Source organism: Lentzea sp. NPDC102401 (genome assembly GCF_044765805.1).
Taxonomy (GTDB): Bacteria; Actinomycetota; Actinomycetes; order Mycobacteriales; family Pseudonocardiaceae; genus Lentzea; species Lentzea sokolovensis.
In genome coordinates this window covers 255,034-280,407 of the sequence record NZ_JBIWKS010000011.1, presented here as the reverse complement: position 1 = coordinate 280,407, position 25,374 = coordinate 255,034, and the positions used below count along the sequence as shown (strand labels likewise).

Annotated in this window: 28 protein-coding genes and 2 riboswitches; of the genes, 13 read left to right on the top strand and 15 right to left on the bottom strand. The window is 69.2% G+C overall.

The window, feature by feature from the left end:
* The first annotated feature begins 49 nt into the window (after positions 1–49).
* Complete coding sequence (gene nagA, locus ACIRG5_RS33760) at positions 50–1,258, top strand: N-acetylglucosamine-6-phosphate deacetylase (RefSeq protein ID WP_402912370.1); 1,209 nt, start codon at positions 50–52, stop codon at positions 1,256–1,258.
* Positions 1,259–1,311: 53 nt separating this feature from the next.
* On the opposite strand, the gene ACIRG5_RS33755 is transcribed toward nagA, so the two are convergent.
* The 5 genes from ACIRG5_RS33755 to ACIRG5_RS33735 are packed head-to-tail and all read right to left on the bottom strand — an operon-like array spanning position 1,312 to position 6,869.
* On the bottom strand, positions 1,312–2,349 hold the full coding sequence (locus ACIRG5_RS33755; RefSeq protein ID WP_319975896.1) for an SIS domain-containing protein: 1,038 nt from the start codon (positions 2,347–2,349) through the stop codon (positions 1,312–1,314).
* Positions 2,346–3,764 (bottom strand): glycoside hydrolase family 3 protein, encoded by a 1,419-nt coding sequence (locus tag ACIRG5_RS33750; protein ID WP_402912367.1) that lies wholly within the window; start codon positions 3,762–3,764, stop codon positions 2,346–2,348. Before ACIRG5_RS33750 ends, ACIRG5_RS33755 begins: the two co-directional genes overlap by 4 nt.
* Positions 3,765–3,767: 3 nt before the next feature.
* Positions 3,768–4,586, bottom strand: a complete 819-nt coding sequence (locus ACIRG5_RS33745) for a carbohydrate ABC transporter permease (protein WP_402912365.1) — start codon at positions 4,584–4,586, stop codon at positions 3,768–3,770.
* Positions 4,586–5,584, bottom strand: a complete 999-nt coding sequence (locus ACIRG5_RS33740; RefSeq protein WP_402912362.1) for a carbohydrate ABC transporter permease — start codon at positions 5,582–5,584, stop codon at positions 4,586–4,588. The genes ACIRG5_RS33745 and ACIRG5_RS33740 overlap by 1 nt, the downstream gene beginning before the upstream one ends.
* A 10-nt stretch (positions 5,585–5,594) precedes the next feature.
* Positions 5,595–6,869, bottom strand: a complete 1,275-nt coding sequence (locus ACIRG5_RS33735) for an extracellular solute-binding protein (protein WP_402912359.1) — start codon at positions 6,867–6,869, stop codon at positions 5,595–5,597.
* A 223-nt stretch (positions 6,870–7,092) separates the two neighbouring features.
* Between ACIRG5_RS33735 and ACIRG5_RS33730 the strand changes: the two genes are divergently transcribed.
* Together ACIRG5_RS33730 and ACIRG5_RS33725 are read left to right on the top strand one after the other, a co-directional pair.
* Entirely contained in the window at positions 7,093–7,848 is a 756-nt protein-coding gene (locus tag ACIRG5_RS33730; RefSeq protein ID WP_030480591.1) for a GntR family transcriptional regulator, read from the top strand.
* Positions 7,849–7,877: 29 nt separating this feature from the next.
* Positions 7,878–9,305, top strand: coding sequence for an MFS transporter (locus ACIRG5_RS33725; protein WP_402912356.1), 1,428 nt, complete (start codon positions 7,878–7,880; stop codon positions 9,303–9,305).
* Here ACIRG5_RS33725 and ACIRG5_RS33720 read toward each other — a convergent pair.
* Together ACIRG5_RS33720 and ACIRG5_RS33715 are read right to left on the bottom strand one after the other, a co-directional pair.
* A complete protein-coding gene (locus tag ACIRG5_RS33720) occupies positions 9,279–10,184 on the bottom strand; it encodes a threonine/serine dehydratase (RefSeq protein WP_402912353.1) in 906 nt (301 codons plus the stop codon). The two genes, ACIRG5_RS33725 and ACIRG5_RS33720, sit on opposite strands and share 27 nt — an antisense overlap.
* Positions 10,181–11,110, bottom strand: coding sequence for a threonine/serine dehydratase (locus tag ACIRG5_RS33715; protein WP_402912350.1), 930 nt, complete (start codon positions 11,108–11,110; stop codon positions 10,181–10,183). Before ACIRG5_RS33715 ends, ACIRG5_RS33720 begins: the two co-directional genes overlap by 4 nt.
* 63 nt (positions 11,111–11,173) lie before the next feature.
* Between ACIRG5_RS33715 and ACIRG5_RS33710 the strand changes: the two genes are divergently transcribed.
* Together ACIRG5_RS33710 and ACIRG5_RS33705 are read left to right on the top strand one after the other, a co-directional pair.
* Complete coding sequence (locus ACIRG5_RS33710; protein ID WP_402912347.1) at positions 11,174–11,662, top strand: hypothetical protein; 489 nt, start codon at positions 11,174–11,176, stop codon at positions 11,660–11,662.
* Positions 11,663–12,244: 582 nt separating this feature from the next.
* Positions 12,245–13,195: a S1 family peptidase gene (locus ACIRG5_RS33705; protein ID WP_402912344.1), complete on the top strand. Its 951-nt coding sequence runs from the start codon at positions 12,245–12,247 to the stop codon at positions 13,193–13,195.
* Between the two features lie 51 nt (positions 13,196–13,246).
* On the opposite strand, the gene ACIRG5_RS33700 is transcribed toward ACIRG5_RS33705, so the two are convergent.
* Positions 13,247–14,146 (bottom strand): NADP-dependent oxidoreductase, encoded by a 900-nt coding sequence (locus ACIRG5_RS33700; protein WP_402912341.1) that lies wholly within the window; start codon positions 14,144–14,146, stop codon positions 13,247–13,249.
* Positions 14,147–14,195: 49 nt separating this feature from the next.
* Here ACIRG5_RS33700 and ACIRG5_RS33695 point away from each other — a divergent pair, with 49 nt between their 5' ends.
* On the top strand, positions 14,196–14,753 hold the full coding sequence (locus ACIRG5_RS33695) for a TetR/AcrR family transcriptional regulator (protein ID WP_402912338.1): 558 nt from the start codon (positions 14,196–14,198) through the stop codon (positions 14,751–14,753).
* Here the strand turns inward: ACIRG5_RS33695 and ACIRG5_RS33690 are convergent.
* Both ACIRG5_RS33690 and thiE read right to left on the bottom strand, forming a co-directional pair.
* Positions 14,746–15,507 carry a dioxygenase gene (locus ACIRG5_RS33690; RefSeq protein ID WP_402912335.1) on the bottom strand — a complete coding sequence of 254 codons (762 nt, stop codon included), beginning with the start codon at positions 15,505–15,507 and terminating at the stop codon, positions 14,746–14,748. The two genes, ACIRG5_RS33695 and ACIRG5_RS33690, sit on opposite strands and share 8 nt — an antisense overlap.
* 31 nt (positions 15,508–15,538) lie before the next feature.
* Positions 15,539–16,177 carry a thiamine phosphate synthase gene (gene thiE / locus ACIRG5_RS33685; protein WP_402912332.1) on the bottom strand — a complete coding sequence of 213 codons (639 nt, stop codon included), beginning with the start codon at positions 16,175–16,177 and terminating at the stop codon, positions 15,539–15,541.
* Between the two features lie 26 nt (positions 16,178–16,203).
* Positions 16,204–16,315, top strand: a riboswitch (TPP riboswitch).
* Here thiE and ACIRG5_RS33680 point away from each other — a divergent pair.
* The 4 genes from ACIRG5_RS33680 to ACIRG5_RS33665 all read left to right on the top strand — a co-directional run bounded on the left by ACIRG5_RS33680 (position 16,310) and on the right by ACIRG5_RS33665 (position 18,740).
* Positions 16,310–17,266: an FAD-dependent oxidoreductase gene (locus ACIRG5_RS33680; protein ID WP_402912330.1), complete on the top strand. Its 957-nt coding sequence runs from the start codon at positions 16,310–16,312 to the stop codon at positions 17,264–17,266. Its footprint overlaps the riboswitch before it by 6 nt.
* Complete coding sequence (thiS, locus tag ACIRG5_RS33675; protein ID WP_402912327.1) at positions 17,263–17,463, top strand: sulfur carrier protein ThiS; 201 nt, start codon at positions 17,263–17,265, stop codon at positions 17,461–17,463. The genes ACIRG5_RS33680 and thiS overlap by 4 nt, the downstream gene beginning before the upstream one ends.
* A 1-nt stretch (position 17,464) precedes the next feature.
* A complete protein-coding gene (locus tag ACIRG5_RS33670) occupies positions 17,465–18,220 on the top strand; it encodes a thiazole synthase (RefSeq protein WP_402912324.1) in 756 nt (251 codons plus the stop codon).
* A gap of 76 nt (positions 18,221–18,296) precedes the next feature.
* Complete coding sequence (locus ACIRG5_RS33665) at positions 18,297–18,740, top strand: MarR family winged helix-turn-helix transcriptional regulator (protein WP_402912321.1); 444 nt, start codon at positions 18,297–18,299, stop codon at positions 18,738–18,740.
* Between the two features lie 113 nt (positions 18,741–18,853).
* Here ACIRG5_RS33665 and thiD read toward each other — a convergent pair whose 3' ends face one another.
* The 4 genes from thiD to ACIRG5_RS33645 all read right to left on the bottom strand — a co-directional run bounded on the left by thiD (position 18,854) and on the right by ACIRG5_RS33645 (position 22,747).
* Complete coding sequence (thiD, locus tag ACIRG5_RS33660) at positions 18,854–19,669, bottom strand: bifunctional hydroxymethylpyrimidine kinase/phosphomethylpyrimidine kinase (protein ID WP_402912318.1); 816 nt, start codon at positions 19,667–19,669, stop codon at positions 18,854–18,856.
* Positions 19,666–21,321 (bottom strand): phosphomethylpyrimidine synthase ThiC, encoded by a 1,656-nt coding sequence (thiC, locus tag ACIRG5_RS33655; RefSeq protein WP_402912315.1) that lies wholly within the window; start codon positions 21,319–21,321, stop codon positions 19,666–19,668. The genes thiD and thiC overlap by 4 nt, the downstream gene beginning before the upstream one ends.
* Positions 21,311–21,435: riboswitch (TPP riboswitch) on the bottom strand. (Overlaps the previous gene by 11 nt.)
* A gap of 171 nt (positions 21,436–21,606) precedes the next feature.
* Positions 21,607–21,888, bottom strand: coding sequence for a hypothetical protein (locus tag ACIRG5_RS33650; protein WP_402912312.1), 282 nt, complete (start codon positions 21,886–21,888; stop codon positions 21,607–21,609).
* A gap of 256 nt (positions 21,889–22,144) precedes the next feature.
* Complete coding sequence (locus ACIRG5_RS33645; protein ID WP_402912309.1) at positions 22,145–22,747, bottom strand: LysE family translocator; 603 nt, start codon at positions 22,745–22,747, stop codon at positions 22,145–22,147.
* Positions 22,748–22,819: 72 nt separating this feature from the next.
* On the opposite strand from ACIRG5_RS33645, the gene ACIRG5_RS33640 reads away from it, so the two are divergent.
* Positions 22,820–23,758 carry an aldo/keto reductase gene (locus ACIRG5_RS33640; RefSeq protein WP_402912306.1) on the top strand — a complete coding sequence of 313 codons (939 nt, stop codon included), beginning with the start codon at positions 22,820–22,822 and terminating at the stop codon, positions 23,756–23,758.
* Here the strand turns inward: ACIRG5_RS33640 and ACIRG5_RS33635 are convergent.
* Positions 23,755–24,336 carry a peptide deformylase gene (locus tag ACIRG5_RS33635; protein WP_402912303.1) on the bottom strand — a complete coding sequence of 194 codons (582 nt, stop codon included), beginning with the start codon at positions 24,334–24,336 and terminating at the stop codon, positions 23,755–23,757. The genes ACIRG5_RS33640 and ACIRG5_RS33635 overlap by 4 nt on opposite strands.
* A 108-nt stretch (positions 24,337–24,444) precedes the next feature.
* On the opposite strand from ACIRG5_RS33635, the gene ACIRG5_RS33630 reads away from it, so the two are divergent.
* Positions 24,445–24,723: a DUF3263 domain-containing protein gene (locus tag ACIRG5_RS33630; RefSeq protein WP_089910320.1), complete on the top strand. Its 279-nt coding sequence runs from the start codon at positions 24,445–24,447 to the stop codon at positions 24,721–24,723.
* 305 nt (positions 24,724–25,028) lie between these two features.
* Positions 25,029–25,331 (top strand): LytR C-terminal domain-containing protein, encoded by a 303-nt coding sequence (locus tag ACIRG5_RS33625; protein WP_402912300.1) that lies wholly within the window; start codon positions 25,029–25,031, stop codon positions 25,329–25,331.
* The last annotated feature ends 43 nt before the right edge of the window (positions 25,332–25,374 follow it).

Sequence of the window (25,374 nt, the reverse complement as noted above, 5' to 3'; positions counted from 1 at the left end):
GGGAACCCCTGTTGTCGCCATAATGGTCTGGACCATTCAAGGAGGGATCTTGGACGCCGTTGTCGCAGCACCGCGCGCATTGCTCGGTCGCACGATCGTCGGTCCTGCCTCGGTGCGGATCAGGGACGGCCGCATCGTCGAGGTGACCACCGGTGAAGCACCACCCGGCGCGGAGGTCCTGTCCGACGGCCTGCTGACACCGGGCCTGGTCGACGTGCAGGTGAACGGCGCCGTCGGCGTCGACTTCGCCGAGGTGGACGCCGCCGGAATGCGTTCCGTGGCCGAAGCTCTGCCGTCCACCGGTGTGACCCGGTTCTTGCCCACGTTGATCACCGCACCGGTCGACGTGGTCCTGAGGCAGGCTCGTGCCGTTCTGGCCGCTTCGGCAGCGCTGCCGGACGGGGTCGGGGCCAGGCCGCTCGGCGTGCACCTGGAAGGGCCGTTTCTGTCGCCGAAACGGGCCGGGGTGCACGACCCGTCGTTCATGGTCGAGCCTGGGCCCGCCCAGATCTCGGCGCTGCTGGACGACGAACTGATTCGCCGTGCGTTGCGCATGGTGACCATGGCGCCGGAGCAGCCAGGAGGTCTCGAGGCCGTTCGCCGGCTCGTCGAGGCCGGGGTTCTGGTCGCGGTGGGCCATTCCGACGCCACCGGTGAGCAGACCAGGGCCGCCGCCGACGCGGGTGCCCGCATGGTGACGCACCTGTTCAACGCCCAGCGCCCGCTCGGACACCGCGAACCCGGTGTGCCCGGCGTGGCCCTGGTCGACGAACGCTTCACCCTCGGGCTCATCGCGGACCTCGCCCACGTGGGCCCGGACGTGTGCCGGCTCGTGTTCAACGCCGCCGGCGCACGAGTCGCGCTGGTCACGGACGCCGTCGCCGCCGCGGGGATGCCGCCCGGCCGCTACCACCTCGGTGGCGCGGACGTGCTGCTCACCGAGGATGGCGTGCCGCGTTCGCCGGAAGGCACGATCGCGGGCTCGGCGCTCACGCTGGACCGCGCCGTCCGCAACATCGTCTCCGTGGGAGTGCCGGTCGCCGACGCTCTCGCCTCGGCGACGATCGTGCCGGCCGAGGTGATCGGCGAGTCCGGTCTCGGCCGCCTCGCACCGGGTGCCGTCGCGGACCTGGTGTGGTGGGACGACGACCTCCGGCCGAAGAAGGTCTGGGTCGACGGGCGGGTCGTGTTCGACGCGGAGGCGCCGAAGGTGCCCGTCGCGCCGGTCGCGGCCGGGTACGCCACCGCAGGGCAGTAACACCAACGAAAAGGGCCCCCGCTCACCGTGAGCGGGGGCCCTTTTCGTTGGAACTAAAGGGTGCGCGTGACCTTGTTCAGGCCTCGCGGACTGTCCGGGTCGCCGCCGCGGGCGAGCGCGAGGCCGTAGGCCAGGCGCTGCACGGGGAGGATCTCCAGCACCGGAGCCACTTCCTCCGGCGTCTCCGGGATGGAGATGGACAGGGTCGCCCCCACCTTCTCCGAGGCGGAGCCGACCGCCACGACGTCCGCGCCGCGCTGGTGCACCACGTCGAGGGCGTCGCGCAGCGAGTCGCCGCCCTTGCCCAGCGAGGTGATGGCCAGGACCGCGGTCTCGCCGTCGACGGCCGCGACCGGGCCGTGCAGGAGGTCCGCGCCGCTGTACGCGCGGGCCGCCAGGTACGACGTCTCCGCCAGCTTCAGCGAAGCCTCCAGCGCCGTCGCGTAGGAGTAGCCACGGCCGGTCGTGAGAACGCGCTCCACGAACCGGTAGCGGCGGACGGCCTCCTCGACGGTCGGGGCCGACTGGTCCAGCGTCACCTGGGCAAGTTCGCCGAGGTTGGCCGCGGCCTCGCCGTTGCCGCCCCGGATGGCGTCGATCAGCAGGTACAGAGCGAGCAGCGTGGCCGAGTAGGTCTTGGTCGCCGCCACCGCGTGCTCCACGCCCGCGGAGACGTCCACCGAGAGCTCGGCGGCCGCGTTCAGGGGCGACGACGCGGTGTTCGTCACGGCCACGGTCAGGGCGCCGCGCCTGCGGTAGGAGGCGGTGACCTCCAGCAGGTCGGGGGAGCCGCCGGACTGGGAGACCGTCACCAGCAGCACGTCGCGGAGGTCGGGCTCGGCGCCGTACAACGTCGTCGTCGAAGCGGAGACCAGGCCCGCGGGGAGCTGGAGCAGGATCTCGGTCAGGTACTTCGCGTAGATCGCCGCGTGGTCGCTGGAACCGCGGGCCGCGAAGAGCACGAAGCGCGGTGCGCGTTCGCGGATCACGGCCGCGACCTCGGCGAACGACGAGCGCGCCGAGTAGAGGGACGAGAAGATCGACGGTTGCTCGGCGATCTCGGCTGCCATGTGCCGGCCTGGCGTGGTCATGTCGTGCCTTTCAGGATCAGCTCGGCCGCGGCTCGGAGGCTCACCCGAGAACCGCCGTGGGTGTCGATGCGGGCGACGCTGCCCAGGTCTGGACCAGGCACGCCGGTTTCCACGTGCACCACGTCCCTGCCCAGATTAGTTAAGTTTGTTACCAGTTGTCGAGCGCCGGTGTGCCGGTGTGCGTCGCGGGTCACGACCACAATCGTGCGGTCACCTGCGGTTTTCGCAACTTCGTCCGCGGAGATGTCGCGGGCGGCGATCACTTCCGCACCCGGCAGCACCTCGCGCAGGTAGGGGCCGAGGCCCCACGGCACGTCGCCCACCGCGATCGACGAGTCCACGACCAGGTCCACGACGACCGGGTCCGGACCGACATCGACCCGGCCACGTACCTCGACAGCGCGCCGAGCGGCGACGAGACCGATCTCGGCGTCGTGGGCGTCGATGGTCGACGGGGGCATGCCCAGGGCCAGCGACCGGGCCGCGGCACGGGTGAGGCGTTCTTCCGACAGCTCACCGTTCTTGACCGCCGCGACGATCGAGTCGATCAGCCACTGGAGGTCGTCGTCGTCCAGTGCCATGCCGCCCAGGCACAACGAGTCCACGCCGGCGGCCAGCGCACGGACGGCGCCCACGGCGAGATCGCCGCCGACCGCCTTCATGTCCAGGCCGTCGGTGATCACCGCGCCGGTGAACCCGAGTTCGGTGCGCAGCAGGTCGATGGCGCGCTTGTTCAGCGTCACCGGCGCCGGGCCCCACTCGGGGATCACCAGGTGGCCGGTCATGATCGAGCGGACGCCCGCGTGCACGGCCGCCTGGAACGGCACGAGTTCGACGGCGCGCAGCTGTTCCTCGGTGCGGGGAAGCACGGGAAGCTGCTCGTGAGAGTCCTCAGTGGACGCTCCGTGGCCGGGGAAGTGCTTGGCGCAGGCGGCAACGCCCATGGTCTGAAGACCCTCGACCCACGCGGCGACGTGCCGTGCGGCGAGCACCGGGTCCGATCCGAACGCGCGGACGCCGATGATCGGGTCGTCCAGCGTCAGCACCAGGTCCGCGGAAGGCGCGAGGTTCAGCGAGATCCCGCACTTCGCCAGCCGCGCGCCGATGGACGCGGCCACCGAACGCGTGAGGTCGAGGTCGTTCGCCGCGCCCAGGGCGTGGTTGCCCGGCACCTCGGAACCGCGGCCCGCGTCGAGACGCGTGACGTCGCCGCCCTCCTCGTCGATGCCGATCACCACGTCCGGGCGCACCGAACGCAGTTCGCCGCAGAGCTTGGTCACCTGGGCGTCGTCGACGACGTTGCGCCCGAAGAGCACAACGCCGCCGAGGCCGTCAGCGACCCGCCGCAGCAACCAGTCGGGGGCGGTCGTTCCGTGGAAACCGGGAAGCAGAACGGCAGCGGCCAACTGATCCACGCGTCATCCCTTCACTGCACCGGCGGTGACGCCGGCGACCATCTTGCGTTGCACGATCAGGAAGAACACCAGCGCGGGCACGGTGAACAGGACGGACGCGGCCATCGCGCCACCCCAGTCGGTGCCGAACGCGGTCTGGAACCCGGACAGCCACACCGGCAGCGTTTCGCTGTCCTGGCTGCGGATCAACACCTTGGCGAACAGGAACTCGTTCCACGCGGTGATGAACGCGAACACCGACGTCGCGACGAGACCCGGTCCCAGCAAAGGCAACGTCACCTTCTGGAACGCGCCCCAACGGCCGCAGCCGTCGACCATCGCGGCCTCTTCGAGCTCCGCCGGGATGCCGTTGACGAACCCGCGCAACGTCCACGCGCAGAACGGCAGCGTCACCGCGAAGTACACGAGGATCAGCGACGTGAGGTGCTCGTAGAGCCCGAGGTCCCGCATCATCAGGAACATCGGGATCAGCAACGCCTCGAACGGCGCCATCTGCGCGACCAGCATCAGCAGCACGAAGCTCTTGCGGCCGCGGAACGCGAAGCGCGACATGGCGACCGCGGCCGTGATGCCGATGACGATCGCGGCGACGACCGCCGTCAGCGTCACCAGGAGGCTGTTTCCGAGCGAGGACAGGAAGCCCGGCTTGGTCCACGCCGTGACGAAGTTCGAGAACGTCACCGAGAACGGGACCAGGTCGTAGTCCGACGTGATCGTCGTGCCCTTGGGCTTCATCGCCGACGTGACCATCCAGTACGTCGGGAAGATGAAGAACAACGCCAGCACGATCCCGGTGACGTTCGCAGCAGACTTCTTGAGCATCAGATCTTGCCCTCCTCGGTCTGCAGCAGCTTGCGCAGGTACTGGAACGTGATCAGGCCGAGGATGACCATCATCAGCACGGAGATCGCGGCCGCGACGCCGAAGTGGCTCTTCGCGATGCCTTCCAGGTACTGCAACACAGGCAGCGTCGTGCTCTCACCGCTGGGACCGCCCTCGCGGAACACCCAGATCTGGGCGAAGACCTTGAAGTCCCACAACGTCGACAGGAACGTCACCATCATCAGCAGCGACCGGATCTCCGGCCACGTCACCGCGCGGAACGTCTGCCAGCCCGTGGCGCCGTCGATGCCCGCCGCCTCGTAGAGGTCACGAGGAATGCCGACGAGCCCCGCGTAGAGCGAGAAGGCGAGGAAGGGGATCGCCTGCCAGATGATCAGCAGGCCGACGACGGACAGCGTGGAGGTTCCCGAGGAGAACCAGGAGTAGCCGGCGAACGAGTCGAAACCCAGCTGCACCAGCGTTTTGTTCAAGATGCCGTAGTTCTGGTCGAACATCCACTGGTACACCGTGGTGGACGCGAGGATCGGCATCGCCCAGGCGCAGAGCATGGCGATCTGCAGGGCGACGCGCACCCACGGCGTCAGCACGCGCATCAGCAGTGCGATCCCGAGGCCCATGCCCACCGAGGCGCCGACCACGGCGACGGTGAACACGACGGTCCGCAGCGAGACGGTCCAGAACCGTTCGTCCTGCAGGACCGTCACGTAGTTGTCGATGCCCGTCCACACGATCTCGCCGCGGACCAGCTCGCCGAGGTTCAGCTGGCGGAAGCTCGTCACGAGGACGGAGACGACCGGCCAGCCGATCAGCCAGAGGATCGCGATGAGAGCGGGAGCGAGCAGCAGGTAGGGCAGCGCCCGGTCGAAGGCACTGCCCCGGCGGCGGCGCCTGGGCGCCCCACCCGTCGCGGCAGGCGGCAGCGCCGGAGGGATGTCCCCTGCCGGCGCTGCCGTTTCGGTCGTTTTGACGGCCGTCATCTCAGCTTGGCTAGGCCATGGCCTTGGTGATGGCGTCGCTCGCGTCCTTCGTTGCCTGGTCCAGCGACTTGGCACCGGTGAGGTACGCGGTCAGCGCGTCCTTCAGCGGGTTCTGGCCCGCCTCGACGGCCGCCCACTTCGGCGTCACCGGGGTGACCTTGCCGTTGGGGGACGAGTCCGCCATGGCCTTGCCGATCGCGTTGCTGGCGAGCTTCGAGGTGTCCTTCGAGGTACCGGGGACAGCGCCACCCGTGGCGAGCTGGTCCTGGTAGTTCTTGGAGGACAGCAGCGCCAGGTACTTCTTGGCGGCCGCGGCGTTCTTGCTGGAGGCCGGGATGGCGAGGTTCGAGCCACCGAGGAACACCGGCGCGGCCGAACCGGCCTTCTTGGACGGGATCGGGAACGCCGAGGTCTTGTCCGCGAGTTCCGGCTTCGCCTTCACGGCGCCGCCGAGCTCCCACGGGAGGCCGACCATCATGCCCACGTTGCCCGTGCCGAAGACCTCCATCTGCTGGGGCTTCGCCTCGTCGATGTCAGCCGGGACCTTCTTGGTGGCCGACGCGTCGTAGAGGGCCTTGTAGGCCTCGAAACCGGCCTTCGCCTGCGGCGTGTCGAGGGTGCCCGTCCACTTGCCGTTGTCCTGCTTGGCGATGTCGCCGCCCTCGTCCCAGATCAGGGAGAGCAGGAAGTACCAGGACTGACCAGGCAGGTACAGCGCCTGGAAGTCCGGGTTGGACGCGTTGGCGGCCTTGAGCTTGTTGATCGCGTCGATCCACTCGGCGCGCGACGTCGGCGGCTTCGCCACGCCCGCGGCCTGCAGCAGGTCGGTGCGGTAGATCACGGTGCGGTTCGCGGCGTAGAACGGAACGCCGTACTGCTTGCCGTTGAGCGTCAGCGAGTCCTTGAGGCCACCCAGCCACTCGCCGCTGTTGAACTGCCCGGCGTCCGCGGTGAGGTCGGCCAGCGTGCCCTGGTCGGCGAAGCTCGCCGTCTGGGTGTTGCCGAGCTCGATGACGTCCGGCGGGGTGCTGCTGGCCAGCGCCGTGGTCAGCTTCTCCTGAATGCCGGTCCACTTCTGGACCTCGTACTTGACCTTGATCCCGTTCGCCTGCTCGAACTCCTTGTTCAAGGCGTCGGTCAGGGTCGTCGGCGCGGAGCCGTCCATGAGCCACACGGTGATCTCTTTGGTCTCCGTGGTGCTACCGCTGTTCGTGCTCGTGCCACAGCCTGACACGGCCACTGCCAGTGCGGCGGCACCGACAGCGAGTCCTCTCCAGCCCTTCACAGTTCGCGCCCTTTCACCAAGCCCGGCACTCGGCCGGAACGTCCAAGTGGTGTAGACCAATGCGGAACAGCGTGTGCTGCGTCACCGCGTCTGTCAAGCGCGTTGCCAAGACGTTGCGAAGTCATCGGACGAATTTCGGGGCGGATGTCGGGGGTTCGGACGCACGAATCGACACGGACAAGGCATCCTTGTGATGCTTGACATGGAGTGCGAGGAGGAGGCCATGCTGGAGACGACGCCTGCATCAGGCGTGGACGCCAGGACGCGGGCGCAACGCGAACCCAAGTACTGGGGTCTCAAGCGGCACCTGCTCGACCTGTTGAGGGCGTTGCCGCCCGGTTCGCCGATCCCCACGGAACGGTCGCTGGCCGCGGAGTTCGACGTTTCCAGGACGACCGTTCGCCAGGCGCTCGCCGAGCTGACGGTGGAAGGCCGCCTGCTCCGTGTGCAGGGCAAGGGCACCTTTGCGGCGGAACCCAAAGTCGCCCAGAGGTTGCAGCTGTCTTCGTACACAGAGGACATGCGAGCCCAGGGTCGCGTGCCGTCGTCGAAGCTGATCGAGGCTTCGGAGATGCCGGCGGAGGCGGAACTCGCCCGGTACCTGGGCGTGCGTCCGGGGGCGAAGGTCCTGCGTCTGCACCGCCTGCGGCTCGCCGACAACGAGCCGATGGCGATCGAGACGACGCACCTCGCGCTGGGCCGCTTCCGCGGGCTGCGCCGGTACCTGGCGCCAGGAGCGTCGCTGTACCAGGTGCTGTCCGAGCGGTTCGGCGTCGAGATGGGACACGCGGAGGAGACGATCGAGACCGCGCTCGCCTCGCCCGAGGAGGCGGAGCTGCTCGGCGCCGACATCGGCCTGCCGATGCTGCTGCTGTCGCGGCACTCGTTCGACACCGAGGGCAATCCGATCGAGTGGGTCCGGTCGGTCTACCGCGGCGACCGCTACAAGTTCGTCGCCACGCTGAACAGGCCGTCTTGATCGCCTGGGGCACGCCACGAGCCCGGTGGGTGTTGACGACGACGATCCTCGGCTCGGGCATGGCCATGCTCGACGGGACGATCGTCAACGTGGCGCTGCCCCGGATCGGCGCGGAGTTCAGCGCGTCGGTCACCGACCTGCAGTGGATTCTGAACGGGTACCTGCTCGCGCTGGCCTCGCTGATCCTGATCGCCGGTTCGCTCGGCGACAGGTTCGGGCGGCGCCGGGTCTACGTGATCGGCGTGATCTGGTTCGGCGTCGCGTCACTGCTGTGCGGCGCCGCGTGGAGCGTTCCGGTGCTGGTCGCGGCACGGGTGCTGCAGGGCGTGGGCGCGGCGTTGCTCACGCCGGGGGCGCTCGCGATCCTGCAGTCGTCGTTCAACCGGGAGGACCGCTCCCGTGCGATCGGCGCGTGGTCCGGGCTGGCCGGTGTGGCGACCGCCGTCGGGCCGCTCGTCGGCGGGCTGCTGGTGCAGGCCTGGTCGTGGCGGCTCGCCTTCCTGGTGAACCTGCCGGTGGCCGCGGTCTGCGTGTTCCTCGCGCTGCGGTTCGTGCCGGAGTCGCGCGACGAGTCGGCCGGGCACCCGAACTACCTGTCCGCGCTGGTCGGCGCGGTCGGGCTCGCGTTGCTGACGGGCGGGCTCGTCGAGCAGTCGTACGTGCTGGCGGCCGCGGGACTGGCCGCGATGATCGCGTTCGGGGTCGTCCAGAAGCGGTCCGCGGACCCGCTGGTGCCGCCGGAGCTGTTCCGCAACCGGACGTTCCTGGTCTCCAACGTGGTGACGTTCCTGGTCTACGCGGCGCTCGGCGGCGTGATGGTGCTGCTCGTGCTCCAGCTCCAGATCTCGCTCGGATATTCGCCGACGGCGTCCGGCCTGGCCAGCGTGCCGCTCACGATCATCATGCTGCTGGCGTCCTCGACGTCCGGCCGGCTCGCCCAGCGCTACGGGCCCCGGTTGCAGCTGATCGCCGGCCCGATCCTGGTCGGCCTCGGCATGTTGCTGCTGCGCAACGCCGTTCCCGGCGCCTCCTACGTCACCGGCGTGCTGCCCGGCGTGGTGCTGTTCGGAGTCGGTCTCGCGATCGTGGTCGCCCCGGTGACGGCGACCGTGCTCGCCTCCGCCCCCGATCACCACGCGGGTGTCGCGTCCGGCGTGAACAACGCCGTGGCCCGCACCGGCAGCCTGCTCGCGATGGCCGTGCTGCCCGCCGCGGTCGGCCTGATCGGCGAGGACTACATGAACCCCGTCGTCATGACCGACGGGTTCCAGATGGCCCTCGTGCTGTGCGCGGCCGCGGCGATCATCGGCGGCCTGCTGGCGATAGGCGTGGACAACCGGGTGCTGGAGGCGGCCCCTGAGCAGCACGAGGCCCCGCATCCCGGCGAGTGCCTGCACTGCGGCGTGGAAGGTCCGCCGACGCACATCCGGTCAGGTGGCGAGAAGGCGCACCAGTAGCGCGGGGTCGACGTTGCCGCCGGACACGATGGCGACACCGCCTCCGAGCTTGACCTGGGCCGCCACCGCGACGGCTCCACTCGGCTCGGCGATCAGTCGTGCGTGGCGGGCCAGGTCGGCCACCGCTTTCAGGATCTCTTCTTCCGACACCGTGATCACGTCGTCCACGTACCTGCTGATGTAGGCCCAGGTGAGTTCCGAGGGCTCGTCCCTCAACGCGTCAGCGGCCGTCTGAGCCCGTTTCAGCGGGTCCCAGCGCACCAGCTCGCCCGCCTTGAGCGACTCCGCGATGTCGGCGGCCAGCTCGGGTTCCGCGCCGATCACGCGGACGTCCGGGCGCAGCGACTTGATCGCCGTGGCCACGCCGGAGATCAGCCCGCCGCCGGACATGGGCACCACGACGGCCCCGACATCAGGCAGGTCGTCGAGGATCTCCAGGCCGATCGTGCCCTGACCTGCGATGACGTCGGGGTGGTCGAACGGCGGGATCAGCGCCGCGCCGCGTTCGGCGACCAGGGCCTCGGCGCGCTCGACGCGTTCGGTGATGCCGACGATGAAGACCTCTGCCCCCAACGCCTTCGTGGCCTCGATCTTGACCGCCGGGGTGTTGTCCGGCATCACGATCGCGGCGGGAACACCGTGCAGGCGGGCCGCGAACGCCACGGCCTGGGCGTGGTTGCCGCTGGAGTAGGCCACTACGCCGTTGGCGCGGTTCTCCAGTCGTGCCAACGCGTTCAGCGCGCCGCGGAGCTTGAACGCGCCGATCGGCTGCAGGTTCTCCGGCTTGATCCATCCAGGACCGAACGGCAGCAGCGGCGTGCGCACCACGTGCGGCGCGATGACCGCCGCCGCCGAACGGATGTCTGGGAGCGCGATCATCCGAGGATCGACGCGAGCAGGCTGGGCTCGATGTTGCCGCCGGAGACGATCGCGACGGCCGGACCGGCCGGCAGATCGCGGTTCAGGTAGGCGGCGACGGGAACCGCGCCGCTCGTCTCGGACACGATCCGCGTGCGGCGGGCGATCTGCCTCACCGCGTCCCGGATCTCGTCCTCGGAGACGGTGACGATGTCGTCGACGTACTCGCGGATGTGCGCCCACGTCAGCTCCGACGGCTCGGCGCGCAGGCCGTCCGCGCTGGTGCGGGCGCGGTCGTGCGCGTCCCAGTGGACCTGCTCGCCCGCGGTGAACGAGGCGGCGGCGTCACCGGCCAGCTCCGGCTCGACCCCGATCACCCGAACGTTGGGGCGCAAGGCTTTCACGGCCGTCGCGACGCCGGAGATCAGTCCGCCGCCGCTGACCGGTACCAGGATCGTTGCCACGTCGGGAAGATCCGCGCAGATCTCCAGGCCGATGGTGCCCTGGCCGGCGATGACGTCGGGGTGGTCGAACGGCGGGATCAGCGTCGCCTTCCGCTCCTCCACGAGCTCGTAGGCGCGCGATTCGCGTTCGGTGATGCCGACGACGAACACCTCCGCGCCGTGCGCGAGCGTCGCGTCGATCTTGATCTGCGGGGTGTTGTCCGGCACGACGATCGCGGCCGGCATGCCCAGGATCTTGGCGGCGTAGGCGACCGCCTGCGCGTGGTTACCGCTCGAATACGCCACGACACCGCGCGCCCGGTCCTCGGAAGGTATGCGGGACAACGCGTTCACCGCGCCGCGTTGCTTGAAGGCACCGATCGGCTGCAGCGACTCCGGCTTGATCCACAGGCCGGAGTCGAAGGGCAGCAACGGGGTGTGGACGACATGCGGGGCGATCGCGGCGGCGGCCGCGTGGACGTCTTCGAGAGTCACCAGGCGCATGCGTCGATGATGCACGTCACCGGGGCACAACCGGTGAACTGTGCCCAACGTCCTACGTGTGTCATGTCTGAGAAGGAGAAGATCACCCCCGTCAAGCTCATCGCGAGTGTGCTCGCCGCCGCCACCGCGGCCGTGCTGAGCCTTCGCCTCAACCTCGTCGGCACCATCGTCGGTGCGATTCTGGCGAGCCTCGTGACCACTTTGGGCGCTGTGTTCTACCAGCGGTCGATGGAACGCGAGAAGCGCTGGCAGGTGATCGCGGTCGGCGGCCTACTTGTTTTCGCTGTGACCGTGCTCACCGCGACGAGCGTCCAGCTGGTCACCGGCAAGCCCGTCACCGCCGATCCGGGCAAACCGTCCACAAGCACCCACACCGAGACCCATACCGAGACGACGAAGACCGAAACGATGACCGTCACGGCGCCTCCGAGCACGTCCGGTCCGTCGTCGTCCGAGAGCACCACGACCACCGCTCCCACGACGACGTCGACAGAATCCCGACAGCCGACCGACAGCTCGGCGCCTACCTCGACCACCGACCCCATTCGGTGATCACGTCACTACTTTGAGCGACAGTTAACTGTCAAAGGCTACGCGCCGCAGTTGATCTGTCGTGAGCTGTGACACACTTCGTTCACGTTCGAGGCGGGGCGTCATAGCCGGAAGGCCCGCAACTTCACTCGAACGGGCGAAGGAATTCGGTCCGAAAGAGACCGGGAGGAGGCGCAATGAGGCTCGTGGCACGTCCGCTTGAGCCCGGCGCCTTCGGTGGAGGGCACAACGCCTGCACCGGATTTGAGAGGCAACTTGGGACGGGAGGGGTGGGGCGACCCCTGCCGCCGCCCCACCACCCGTCCCCCTAGAGCCCCCGAGAGAGGTCCCTGCAACCGATCTCTCGGGTTCCCCTGCACCCGAAAGTGAGGGAGACGTCTGATGAACCGCACGAGTGCGGCCCGTGTAACCGGTGCCGTTGTTCTCGCCACCGGAGTCGTGACTGCTCTCAGCGTACCGGCGTTTGGCGCCCCTGCCGCACCGGTCGCCCCAACCGGTTCCGATACGGAGAGCTACTCGGCAGAGTTGCTCCAAGCGGTCCAGCGTGATTTGGGCCTGAACGCTGACCAGGTACGCGTCCGATTGGCTTCTGACCAGAGGTCGAGCGAAATCGCGGAGCAGTCGAAGTCGTCTCTGGGAGACGCGTTCGGCGGAGCCTGGATCGACCAGGCGAGCGGCAGACTGACGGTCGGGGTGACCAAGTCGGGACTCTCCGTGACCGGCGCGGACACCCAGGTCGTCAAGAACTCGCTCACCCAGCTCAACGGGACCAAGTCGGTTCTCGACCTCATGAGTGCCCCCGCGGCGATCACCAGCTGGCGCGTCGACGAGAAGTCGAACAGCGTCGTCGTCGAGGTCAACAAGAACGTGCGCGACGCGGCCGCGGACAAGTGGATCGCGACCGCGAAGTCCGTCAGCGGTGCGGTTCAGGTCGCCGAGGTGACCGAGAGCCCGACCCCGCTGTACGACCTGCGCGGTGGTGACGCCATCTACATGGGTGGCGGCCGCTGCTCGCTGGGCTTCTCCGTGACCGGTGGCTTCGTGACCGCGGGCCACTGCGGCACCACGGGCACCGCCGTCTCGGGCTTCAACCGCGTCGCGGCCGGCACGTTCGCCGGCTCGGTCTTCCCCGGCAACGACTACTCCTGGGTGCGGACCAACTCGAACTGGACCCCGCGGCCGTGGGTCAACCGCTACGGCGGCGCGAACGTGATCGTCAAGGGCTCGACCCAGGCGGCCGTCGGCTCGCAGATCTGCCGCTCGGGCTCCACGACCGGATGGCGCTGCGGCACCGTCCAGGCGTTCAACCAGACCGTGAACTACCCGCAGGGCCAGGTCCGGGGCCTCACCCGCACCAACGCCTGCGCGGAGCCGGGTGACTCCGGTGGTTCGTGGGTCGCGGGCTCCGGCTTCGGCCAGGCCCAGGGCGTGACGTCCGGCGGTTCTGGCAACTGCTCGTCCGGCGGCACCACGTACTTCCAGCCGGTGAACCCGATCCTGTCGCGTTACGGCCTCACCCTCACGCGGGGCTAGGCACCAGCTGAAAGCGCCGTGGCACCTCGGTGTCACGGCGCTTTCGCGTTCTCAGACGAGCACGATCTTGCCGTGGGCGTGCCCGGTCTCGCTCAGCCTGTGGGCGTCGGCGCCCTGGGCGAGCGGGAAGACCTCGGCCAGCGGAACGGTGAACGCGCCCTGCTCGGCGAGGGCCGCCGCGATCGCGAGGCCGTACAGCGCCTGGGGATCGGCACCGGGGCCGCCCGCCGTGTGGGTCAGCCGGATCCCGTGGTCGCCGGACAGGTCGGCGATCGTCACCACGCGATCCGGTGAGCCCGCGATCGAGATGAGGTCGGGCACCGTGCCCGCGCAGTGCAGGACGGCGTCGACCGCGCCCACCCGGTCCGCCAGGCCTTCGCCGTAGACGACCGGCGTCGCGCCCAGCGAGGCGACGAAGTCCTGCGTCGCCGGCCCCGCGGTGCCGACCACCTTCACTCCCCGCGCGGCCGCCAGCTGGATCGCCACCGTGCCGACGCCGCCCGCCGCGCCCGCGATCAGCAACGTCGTGCCGTCGCGCACCCCGAGCAGGTCCAGCGCCCTGGTGGCGGTCTCCACGTTGGCCGCGGCGCCGCCCGCCTGCTCCCAGCTCAGTGCCGCCGGCTTCGGTGCCCACGCGGCCAGCACCGCGAACTCGGCGTTGGCTCCGCCGAGCAGGGCCAGGTCGACCACGCCGAACACCTCGTCGCCCTGGTTCACGCCGGTCACCCCCTCGCCGACCTCGTCGACGACACCGGCCGCGTCCACGCCGGGCACGTGCGGCAACGGCAACCGCTCGCCGAACATCCCGGAGCGGAGGTACGTGTCCCCGGGAGTGACCCCGGAGGCGCGCACGGCGATGCGGACCTGGCCGGGACCCGCGTGCGGTTCGGCGATCTCGGCCACCTGCAGGAGGTCGGCGGGTCCGTACTGGGTGAACTGAAGTGCTCGCATGGCGGCGAAATTAGTGGAACAGGGCGTCCACTTAGCCGAAACTGAGACGGTGACGGTGGAACTGACTCAGAACCTGCGTTCGGACGCCCAGGACAACCGCGACCGGATCCTGGTCGTGGCACGCGAGGCCTTCGCCTCGGAAGGCCTGGACGTGCCGATGCGCGAGATCGCCCGCAGGGCCGGGGTCGGTCCGGCGACCCTCTACCGCCGTTTCCCCACCAAGGAGGCGCTCCTGGTGGAGGCGTTCTCGGAGCGGCTGGCGGCCTGCACGGCCGCGGTGGACGAGGGCCTGGCGAACCCGGATCCCTGGCAGGGGTTCTGCCGGACCGTGGAGCAGGTGTGCCTGCTGCACGTGCTCGACCGCGGGTTCTCGGCGGCGTTCACGAGCGCCTATCCCAAGGCGATCGACTTCGCCTCGGTGCGCGAGACGTCGTTCCGCTCGCTCGCCGAACTCATCCGGCGGGCGAAGGCGACCGGGCGGCTGCGGGCCGACTTCTCGGTCGACGACGTGGTGCTGCTCCTGATGGCGAGCGGGGGCGTCCGATCGGGGACGCCCGCGATCGCGCGGCGGCTCGCCACGCTGTTCCTGGAGGGAGCGGCTAGCTGAACTGCACGGACCGCTTCGAGAGGCCGTACCAGAAGCCGTCGACGCTGGTGCGGGCCTTCTCGTCGCTGGCGGCGCCGAGCGCCACGAACAACGGCGCGAAGTGCTCAGTCCTCGGATGTGCGATCCCGGCGGCCGGCGCCTTCTGCTGGAAGTCGAGCAACGCGTCGACGTCGCCGTTCGCGAGCTGCTGGTGCGCCCAGTCGTCGAACTCCTTCGACCACGACGGCGGCTCGTAGTCCGGTCCGGCCGGGAAGTTCACGCAGCTCAGGTTGTGCGTCATGAACCCGCTGCCGACGATCAGGACGTTCCTGTCCCGCAGCGGCGCCAGTTTGCGGCCGATCTCGTGCAGCTCACGCGGGTCGAGCGTGGGCATCGACATCTGCAGCACCGGCACGTCGGCGTCCGGGAACATCTCCTTCAACGGCACGTAGGCGCCGTGGTCGAGCCCGCGCGCCTCGTCCTGCTCGACGTGGCCGCCGAGGAGCTTGCGGACGTCGGCGGCGAGTTCCGGTGCGCCCGGCGCCTCGTACTCGACGTCGTAGTACCGCTGCGGGAAGCCCCAGAAGTCGTAGACCAGCGGCACGGTCGTCGTCGCGCCGATGGTCGTCGGCGCCTCCTCCCAGTGCGCGGAGACCATGAGCACGGCCTCCGGGCGCGGGAGGGTGGCGGACCAGTCCTTGAGCTCTCTGGTCCACGTCTCGTCATCAGCCAGCGGGGGAGCCCCGTGGCTCAGGTACAGCACAGGTGCGCTCACGTCATCGAGAGTACGCCCGTTTGTTCAAATTTCAACTAGTAAGTTCAGTTTTGAACGACTCGGCGGCCCTGCGCGGGTCCTCGGCGTCGGTGATCGCCCGGACGACGACCACTCGGGTGGCTCCTGCCAGGAGCACTTCGCGGAGGTTGGTGAGGTCGATGCCGCCGATGGCGAACCAGGGGCGCTCGGACTTCGTGGCCCGGACGAGGTCGAGGCCCGGTGCCGGACGACCCGGCTTGGTCGGGGTCGGCCAGCACGGGCCGGTGCAGAAGTAGTCCACGCCGGGTTCTTCGGCTGCCGCGGTCATCTGGTCGACGTCGTGGGTGGAGCGGCCGATCACCACCTCGTCGCCGACGATCCGGCGGGCGAGCGGGACGGGCAGGTCGTCCTGGCCGAGGTGCAGGACGTCGGCCTGTACGGCGTGGGCGATGTCGGCGCGGTCGTTGACGGCGAGGAGCCTGCCGTGGCGTTCGGTGGCCTCGGCGAGGATCTCGATCGCCTCGATCTCCTGCTTCGCCTCCAGTGACTTGTCCCGCAACTGGATGATGTCGACACCGCCCGCGAGCGCCGCGTCCGCGAACTCGGCCAGATCGGGCCGGTCCGGCGTGCAGAGGTAGAGCGTCGCGTCGGCGAGTCGTTGCCTGATCAGGTTTCCGTCGAGTCCTGGCACGTACGCACGTTAACCGTTATGTTGAAGCCGGTCCGCACGGGAGCCTGGAGAACACCGGGCTGAGAGGGAGCGTGGTTCGCTCCGACCGTCGAACCTGATCCGGGTCATGCCGGCGCAGGGAGCGTGAATGCCTTGAGCAGTGTGGAAGTGGCCGTCCGGGGTGGCGGTGTCATCGGGCTGTCCGTGGCTCTTGCCGCGGCACGGGCCGGGTTCTCGGTCTCCGTGTTCGACGACGGCTCGCCGCACGCGGGATCGCGGGTCGCTGGCGGGATGCTCGCCCCGTTGACGGAGGCCTGGCCGGGCGAGGAAGCCGTGGTGGCGCAGGGTGTCGAGGCGCTCGCGTTGTGGCCCTCGTTCGCTGCCTCGATCGGAGTTCCGCTGTTCACGGCGGGGACGCTGGCCGTTGGTACGCAACCCGGTGACCTCGCCGATCTGCGCCACGCGGGGGAGTTGCTGACCTCGCGGGAGATCCGCGCACTCGAACCTTCTCTTGGCCCGGCGGTTCGCGGTGGCGTGTACGCGTCGGGCGATCTGGCCGTCGACAACCGCGTGCTGCTTTCCGCACTGTGGAAGGCTTGTCTGGACGCCGGTGTTGTGTCCTCAGTGGACGGCAGGGTCACGGTGATCGCCGCCGGAGCGTGGAGCGGTGCGTTGCATCCCGCGTTGAAGGACGTGATCCGGCCGGTCAAGGGCGAGATTCTGCGGCTGACCCATCGGCCCGGCGCGTTGCCACCGCCTCGCCACACGATCCGCGCGTTGGTGTCGGGCCGTCCGGTGTACCTCGTTCCACGAGACGACGGCCTGGTCGTCGGCGCGACCCAGTACGAGGCCGGGTTCGACACCGACGTGTCCGTCGCGGGCGTGCGGGACCTGTTGCGGGACGCGGAAACCGTGCTGCCGGGCATCGCCGAGTACGCGCTGACCGAGGCCGCCGTCGGGTTCCGCGCGGGCAGTCCGGACAACGTCCCGATCGTGCGGTGGCTGGAGCCCGGCGTCATCGCGGCGACCGGTCACCACCGCAACGGCCTGCTGCTGGCCCCGCACACCGCTCGGCTCGTCGTCGATCTGCTCCAGGGAGGAAGTTCGTGAAGGCACAGGTGAACGGGGCTTCCCGTGACTTGGCGGAGGGCACGTCGGTGGCCGCGGTCGTGACGCTGGTGGGAGCGCCCGAGAAGGGCGTGGCCGTGGCGCTGGACGGCACCGTGGTGCCGAGGGCGTTGTGGGACTCCACGATCGTGCCGGACGGCGGCGTGGTCGAGGTGCTGACCGCGGTCCAGGGAGGCTGACGTGGACGATCCGCTGATCATCGCGGGCCGGGAGTTCCGGTCCAGGCTCATCACCGGCACCGGCGGTGCCGCGAACCTCTCGGTGCTGGAACGGGCCCTGGTCGCGTCCGGCACCGAGCTGACCACCGTGGCCATGCGCCGGGTCGACGCGGCGGGCCAGACCGGTGTGCTGGAGTTGTTGCGGAGACTGGGAATCGAGGTCCTGCCGAACACCGCGGGCTGCCGCACGTCCGCCGAGGCCGTGCTGACCGCGCAGCTGGCGCGGGAGGCGCTGGAGACCAACTGGGTCAAGCTGGAGGTCGTCCACGACGAGGAGACGCTGCTGCCGGACCCGGTCGAGCTGCTCGACGCGGCCGAACGGCTGGTCCGGGACGGCTTCGTGGTCCTGCCGTACACCAACGACGATCCGGTGCTCGCGCTGAAGCTCCAGGACATCGGCTGTGCGACGGTCATGCCGTTGGGCTCTCCCATCGGTACGGGTCTCGGCATCCGCAACCCGCACAACATCGAGCTGATCACTTCCCGCGCATCTGTTCCAGTGGTGCTCGACGCGGGCATCGGCACGGCGTCGGACGCGGCCCTCGCGATGGAACTCGGCTGCTCAGCGGTGCTGCTGGCGACAGCCGTCACACGGGCGCAGGACCCGGAACGGATGGGCGCCGCCATGCGTTGTGCGGTCGAGGGCGGACGGCTGGCGCGCCTGGCCGGACGAATTCCACAACGCTTTTGGGCCCAAGCGTCTTCGCCGGGACGCTGAGGTCGCTACCGTGGGTGCACACGTGTTGGGGGATGATTGAGAACTACCTGAATCCCGCCGAGGAGGACGACAAGCCGTGACGGCCCCCATTGACGCCGAGGTCGAGGACGCGACCGCGCGCCTGTACCTGGCGATCGGCCGGCTGGCCCGGTTGCTGCGACGCACCGGTTCCCCCGGACTCGGCCCCGGCGCGGTCTCCGCGCTGGCCACCCTCGCCCGCTGCGGCCCCATGCGCCTCGGCGACCTGGCGAACAAGGAGGGCGTGGCGCCGCCGACGTTGTCCCGCATCGTCGCCGCGCTGGTGGAAGCCGGTTACGTGAAGCGCGAACCCGACCCGCAGGACGGCCGCGCCTGGCTCGCCACACCCACGCCCGAGGGCGAGACGATGGTGTCCGGCGTGCGGTCCGCGCGGGTGCGCGAGCTGCAGCGGCGGATCGAACAGCTGACGCCGGAGCACGTTTCGGCTCTGGTGCACGCCCTGGACGCGCTGGAGACGCTGGTCGGCGAAGAGCCCAAGTAGCACCGTTCGTGACTGTGCACGGCTACCCCGTCTCGATCAGGGGCGTTGCCGTCCGGGTACAGGCGCTCGATCACGACGTGGTTCGAGCGCCTGCGTCACGAATCAGCGCCGGGCTAGCTGTCGAGCCTCCACAGCGGCGACACCGGACCGACGCCGCCACCCAGCGGATAGGCCGCGGCCACCGACTTCACGATGAACTCCTTGCCGAACCGCACGGCTTCCGGCACCGAGGCACCCTTCGACAGCGCCGAGCTGATCGACGACGCCAAGGTGTCGCCGCTGCCGTGCGTGTGCTTGGTGTCGTAGCGAGGGCCAGGCAGTTCGATGAACTCGCTGCCGTTGTAGAGCAGGTCGAGGCACTCCGGGTCGTCCCACATGTGGCCGCCCTTCACGAGCACCCACTCCGGCCCCAAGGCGTGCAACGCCTCCGCCGCCACGCGCTGGTCCGCGCGGTCCTTCACCGCGATGCCGGTGATCAGCCGCACCTCGTCCAGGTTCGGCGTCACCAGCGTCGCGCGTGGGAACAGCAGGCCGCGCAACGCGTCCAGGGCGTTGTCGGCGAGCAGTTGGTCGCCGTGCATGGACGCCGAGACCGGGTCGACGACGAACGGCGTCTTCCCCGAGCCGATGCCGACGCGGTCCAGGGCCGGGGTGATGGCCTCGATGATCCGCGCCGACGCGAGCATTCCGGTCTTCGCGGCCTGCACGCCGATGTCCTCGGCCACCGAGACGATCTGCGCCGCGACGACGTCCGCCGGGATCTCCGAGACTCCCGTGACGCCCAGCGAGTTCTGGACCGTCACGGCCGTCAGTGCGACGCAGCCGTGCACTCCGCACGCGAAGAGCGTGCGGAGGTCGGCCTGGATGCCCGCACCACCGCCGGAATCGCTTCCGGCGATGGTGAGGACCCTGGGTGGTGCCGTGGTCACGAAGTCTCCACGACCGGGAGGTAGACCTTGTTGCCCGTGTTGGCGAACTCGCCGGACTTCTCCGCCATGCCCGCCTCGATCGCCTCCACTGTGGACAGTCCGCGTTCCTCGGCGTAGCGCCGCACGTCCTGCGTGATCTTCATGGAGCAGAACTTCGGCCCGCACATCGAGCAGAAGTGCGCCGTCTTCGCCGGTTCCGCGGGGAGCGTCTCGTCGTGGAACGAGCGCGCGGTGTCCGGATCGAGCGACAGGTTGAACTGGTCCTCCCAGCGGAACTCGAAGCGCGCCTTGGACAACGCGTCGTCCCAGTCCTGGACGCCGGGGTGGCCCTTGGCGAGGTCCGCGCTGTGCGCCGCGATCTTGTACGTGATCACGCCGGTCTTCACGTCGTCGCGGTTCGGCAGGCCGAGGTGCTCCTTCGGCGTGACGTAGCAGAGCATCGCGGTGCCCAGCCAGCCGATCTGCGCCGCGCCGATCGCGGACGTGATGTGGTCGTACGCCGGCGCGATGTCCGTGGCCAGCGGCCCGAGGGTGTAGAACGGCGCCTCACCGCACCACTCCTCCTCCAGCCGGACGTTCTCGGCGATCTTGTGCATCGGCACGTGGCCGGGGCCCTCGATCATCACCTGGACGTCCTTCGCCCGTGCGATGTGCGTGAGCTCGCCCAGCGTGCGGAGCTCGGCGAACTGCGCCTCGTCGTTGGCGTCCGCGATGGAACCCGGCCGCAGCCCGTCGCCCAGCGAGAACGTGATGTCGTAGGTGCGCAGGATGTCGCAGAGCTCCTCGAAGTGCGTGTAGAGGAAGCTCTCCTTGTGGTGCGCGAGGCACCACCCGGCCATGATCGCCCCACCGCGCGAGACGATGCCGGTGACGCGCTTGGCCGTCATCGGCACGTACCGCAGCAGCACGCCCGCGTGCACGGTCATGTAGTCGACGCCCTGCTCGGCCTGCTCGATCACGGTGTCGCGGTAGACCTCCCACGACAGCGCCGCCGGATCGCCGTTCACCTTCTCCAGCGCCTGGTAGATCGGCACGGTGCCGATCGGGACCGGCGAGTTGCGCAGGATCCACTCACGCGTCTCGTGGATCCGCTTGCCGGTGGACAGGTCCATGATCGTGTCGGCACCCCAGCGGGACGCCCACACCATCTTGTCGACCTCGTCCTCGATCGACGACGACACGGCGGAGTTGCCGATGTTGGCGTTGATCTTGACGAGGAACTTCTTGCCGATGATCATCGGCTCGGCCTCGGGGTGCTTGCGGTTCAACGGAATCACCGCACGCCCGATGGCCACCTCCTCGCGCACGAACTCCGCGTCGAGGTTCTCGCGCACCGCGATGAAGCGCATCTCCGGGGTGATGATCCCGGCCTTCGCGTACGCGAGCTGGCTGACAGCTCCGTTGATCGGTTCCCGTGCGGCGATCCACCCCGACCTCAGGTCGGGGAGTCCACTGTGGACGTCGATGGTCGCGTTGTCGTCGGTATACGGACCGGAAGTGTCGTAGAGATCGACATGTTCGCCGTTGGTCAGCTCGACCCTGCGGTAGGGCACCCGGATGTCAGAGGAGACTTCCCGATACACCTTGCGCGAGCCCGAGATCGGGCCGGTGGTCACACTGGGCTTGACCGAACGGTCGTCAAGTGCCGTCACGACATTCCTCCCTACGCCGGCATTACCCGGTCAGGTTCAGGCGGTCGGTGACACCGGCACTACTGCCAGTCACCCTCTCAGCCCGCTCAGGCGCGAGCTCCCGCGTTGTGTTGAGTTGTCGAGAACCGACCATAGTCAGAGCGCGCCGTAGCTGCCAAGGGCGTCGTTTGCCCCTAATCTCTTCCTCGTGGCTGATCACCAGCCGTTCCCGCCCGGCGCGCGACGCGGCCAGCGTCCCGCCGTGGTCTCGGCATGCCCTTCCTGCGGCGAACTCGCAGGTCGCGGCTACCCCGACTGCGGCTTCTGCGCGGAACTGCTCGACCAGTTCTGGCTCGCGGACTGGGAGGCGCTGCGCACGTCGTCCCAGCTGGCGGACCGGGAGTTGGCCGAACTGGTGACCTCCGCGGACGTCGGCCAGTACCCGTGGACGTGCGTGGACTGGGCGATGACGCTGCTCGCCTGTTCGAGGTGCGGTGCCGAACTCGGTACCGGTCCGGTCGAGTGCGTGCGGTGCGCGGTGACCGAAGAGCGCCGGTGGAGCTGGGACCACTCGGCCCATCCGTACACGATGAGCGCGAACGAGCACCTCTTGAGAGTCGCCCGCGCGGCTCTGCGCGCACCTCACCGGCGTCGGCCGGCCGTCGTGCAGGCCTGGCAGCTGGTGCTGCCGTTCCTGATCGCCGGTGAGGTGATCGAGTTCGGCCGCCTGGACCGGATCCGCGCGCACGTGCTGGCCGGCGGCTACGCGTCGATGGCCGCCTGTCACACCTTCGACGAGCTGGCCGGGCTGCCCGAGCTGTTCTGGCGCCGGGGCAGCCCGATCTCAACGCGGGTCGAGTACCAGCCGGACTCCGAGCGCCAGCAGCACGCCGCCCGACAGCTTCTCGAGCGCGGGACGGACGCGCGGCCGGCTCAGCCAGCCGCGGATCGTGTGCAGGATCGACACGATGATGAGGTACCAGACGGTGTCGATCAGGACCCAGGCGACGGCGAGGAAGAGCAGAACCCCCTTGCCGGCCTCCCCGGCAGGCACGAACTGCGGTAGGAACGAGATCGCGAACACGCCCAGCTTCGGGTTGGCCAGGTTCACGACCAGGCCGCTGCGGAACGCGTGACTGGCCGGTGGCGGTTCGGCGGCGGGCAGGCTCTTGCTGATCAGGGCCTTGACGCCCAGGTAGATCAGGAAGACCGCGCCGATGATCCTCAGCGCGTGGTAGGCGATCTCGGACGCCGTGAGCAGGACTGACAGGCCCAGCGCGGCCGCGATCGCCCAGCAGGCCACGCCGACCTCCATGCCGAACACCGTCGCCAGCGCGGCTTTTCGCCCGTGCACCGACTGTCGCAGGACCATGGCCGTGCCAGGTCCGGGCGACAGTGCGATGAGGAACGAGGCCGCGACGAAGGCGACGATGTTTTCGATGGGCATGCCGTTGATGGTCGCTGGTCGTCGCAACTTGTTTCTTGACCTGGAGCGCGCTCCAGGATGTTCGGTAGCCCCATGACCTTGGAACTGGGGAAGTTGGGTTTCGGCACGTGGGCCATGGGCGGACCGTTCTCGGGTCCGGACGGATCGCCGGTCGGCTGGGGACCGGCGGACGACGGCGAGTCGGTCAAGGCGCTGCGGCGGGCGGTGGAGCTGGGCGTGACGTTGTTCGACACCGCGGACGTCTACGGCTGCGGGCACGCGGAGACCGTGGTGGGGCAAGCGCTTGCGGACGTGCGTGACCAGGTGCTCATCGCCACGAAGTGGGGCTGCGGGTTCGACGCCGCCTCCCGTCGGATGACCGGCGACGAACGGTCGGTCGAGTACCTGCGCCGCGCCGTCGAGGGGTCGTTGCGGCGGCTGGGGACCGATCGGATCGACCTGTACCAGCTGCACGTCGGCGACCTCGGGCTGGACGAGGCCGCGCTGCTGCGGTACGAGTGCGAGGCGCTCGTGGCGGCGGGCAAGATCCGGGCCTACGGGTGGAGCACGGACGACGTCGAGCGGGCGCGGTTCTTCTGCGAAGGGGAGCACGGGATCGCTGCCCAGGCCGACGTCAACCTGCTGTTCGACAACCCCGGGATGTACGCGGGCGACTTCGCGGTGCTGTGCAGGAGGCCGTTGGCCATGGGCCTGCTGGCGCGCGAGACGTTCGGTCAGCTCCCCGCGGACGACGTGCGCGTCACGAACCCGTCCTGGCTGCGGTTCTTCGTCGACGGGAGGCCGTCGCCGGAGTACTTCCAGGCGCGGGAGGCCGTTCGGGACGTGCTGACGTCGGGCGGGAGGACGCTGGTGCAGGGTGCGCTGGCCTGGTTCTGGGCGCGTTCTCCCCGCCTGGTTCCGATTCCGGGCGTGCGGACGGTGGCCCAGGTCGAGGAGAACGCGGGTGCGCTGGAGTTCGGGCCTCTGAGCGTGGACGAGCTGAAGCAGGTGGAGTCGGTGCTCCGCCCCTAGTCCTCGTCGTCCTCGTCGAAGTTCGCGGGGTCGTTCGGGTCCCAGGACAGGCCCGGCTGGTTCCACTCGTTGTCGCGCAGCATCCGCTTGGCCTCCTTCTTGTACCGGCCGATGAGGCGGTCGGTGTAGAGGTAGCCGTTGAGGTGGTCGGTCTCGTGCTGCAGGCAGCGCGCGAAGAAGCCGGTGCCCTCGACCTCGAACGGCTGCCCGTCGAGGCCCTGACCGGTCACCTTCGCCCAGTGGGCGCGTCCGGTCGGGTACGCCTCGCCGGGCACGCTCAGGCAGCCCTCGAAGTCGTCGTCCGGGTCCGGCATGGTCTCCGGGATCTCGGAGGTCTCCAGGGTGGGGTTCACGACCACACCGCGGTGCTGGACACCCTCGTCATCCGGGCAGTCGTAGACGAATACCCGCAGGTCGAAGCCGATCTGGTTGGCCGCGAGTCCGACACCACGAGCGGCTGCCATCGTCTCGAACATGTCGTCGACGAGCGTCTTCAGCTCGGTGTCGAACTCGGTGACCTCGCGCGTCGGGTTGTGGAGCACGGGGTCGCCGGCGATGCGGATGCGATGGACGGCCATGGCTGAACTTTATGCGGTCCAAAACTGTCGGTGTCGCGCGGTAGGTTGGAACGATCACGTGATTGAATTGCCCGCACCTGAGATGGTGTGGCGACCGTGGGGAGCCAGATGGATCACGCCGAGACGCTCACCTCCGCTGACGGGCTGACCAGCCGCGAACGCACGATGCTCGCGTTCGAGCGTCAGTGGTGGAAGTACTCGGGATCCAAGGAACAGGCCATCAGGGAACTGTTCGACATGTCAGCTACCCGCTACTACCAGTTGCTCAACGCGCTCGTTGAATCCGAAGCCGCACTGGCTGCCGATCCGATGCTGGTCAAGCGGTTGCGCGGCGTGCGAACAGGCCGCCAGCGGGTTCGCGCACGCGCCAGGAGCACCGAGGACTGATGACCTCCCCCGAGTCCGCAAGCCCGTCCCGTCCGGCCAAGGCCGCCGGCTTCGCCCTGCTCGGTGTCGCCGCCGTCGCGTTGGTGATCGGTGTTGTGAGCCTGTTCAGCAGCGGGGGGTCTGAGACACCCCCGGTTGCCGAGGGGTCGTCCACCGCGCCGCCCGCGTCCGGCAGTTCCGAGCCTCCGGCGTCCGCACCGGCTTCGACACCTGCCTCGACTCCGGCCTCGACTCCGTCTTCGGCGCCTCCGGCTTCCACACCGGATACCTCTGTTGTGCCGCCTCCGCCGGTCACCCAGCCTGGAGTGGCCAAGGTTCCTGTTCGGGTTTACAACAACTCGACCATCACCGGGTTGGCTTCGAAGGCTTCGGATGCGGTTCGGGGCAACGGGTGGACTGTCGCCGAGACCGGTAACTACTCGTCTGGGACCATCCCGACCACGACCGTTTATTTCCGGCCTGGGACTGAGGAAGAAGCTTCGGCCAAGGAGTTGGCTGAGGTTTTGCGGGCTCGGGTTGAGCCTCGGTTCGACGGGATCCAGTCTGCTGCGGCCGGGATCATTTTGATTGTTACGAATGATTTTCAGGGGCCTTCCAAGAACAAGTAGGTTGCGAGTCCGCAGGTGGTTGGGTTTAGTCCTGACCTCGGGC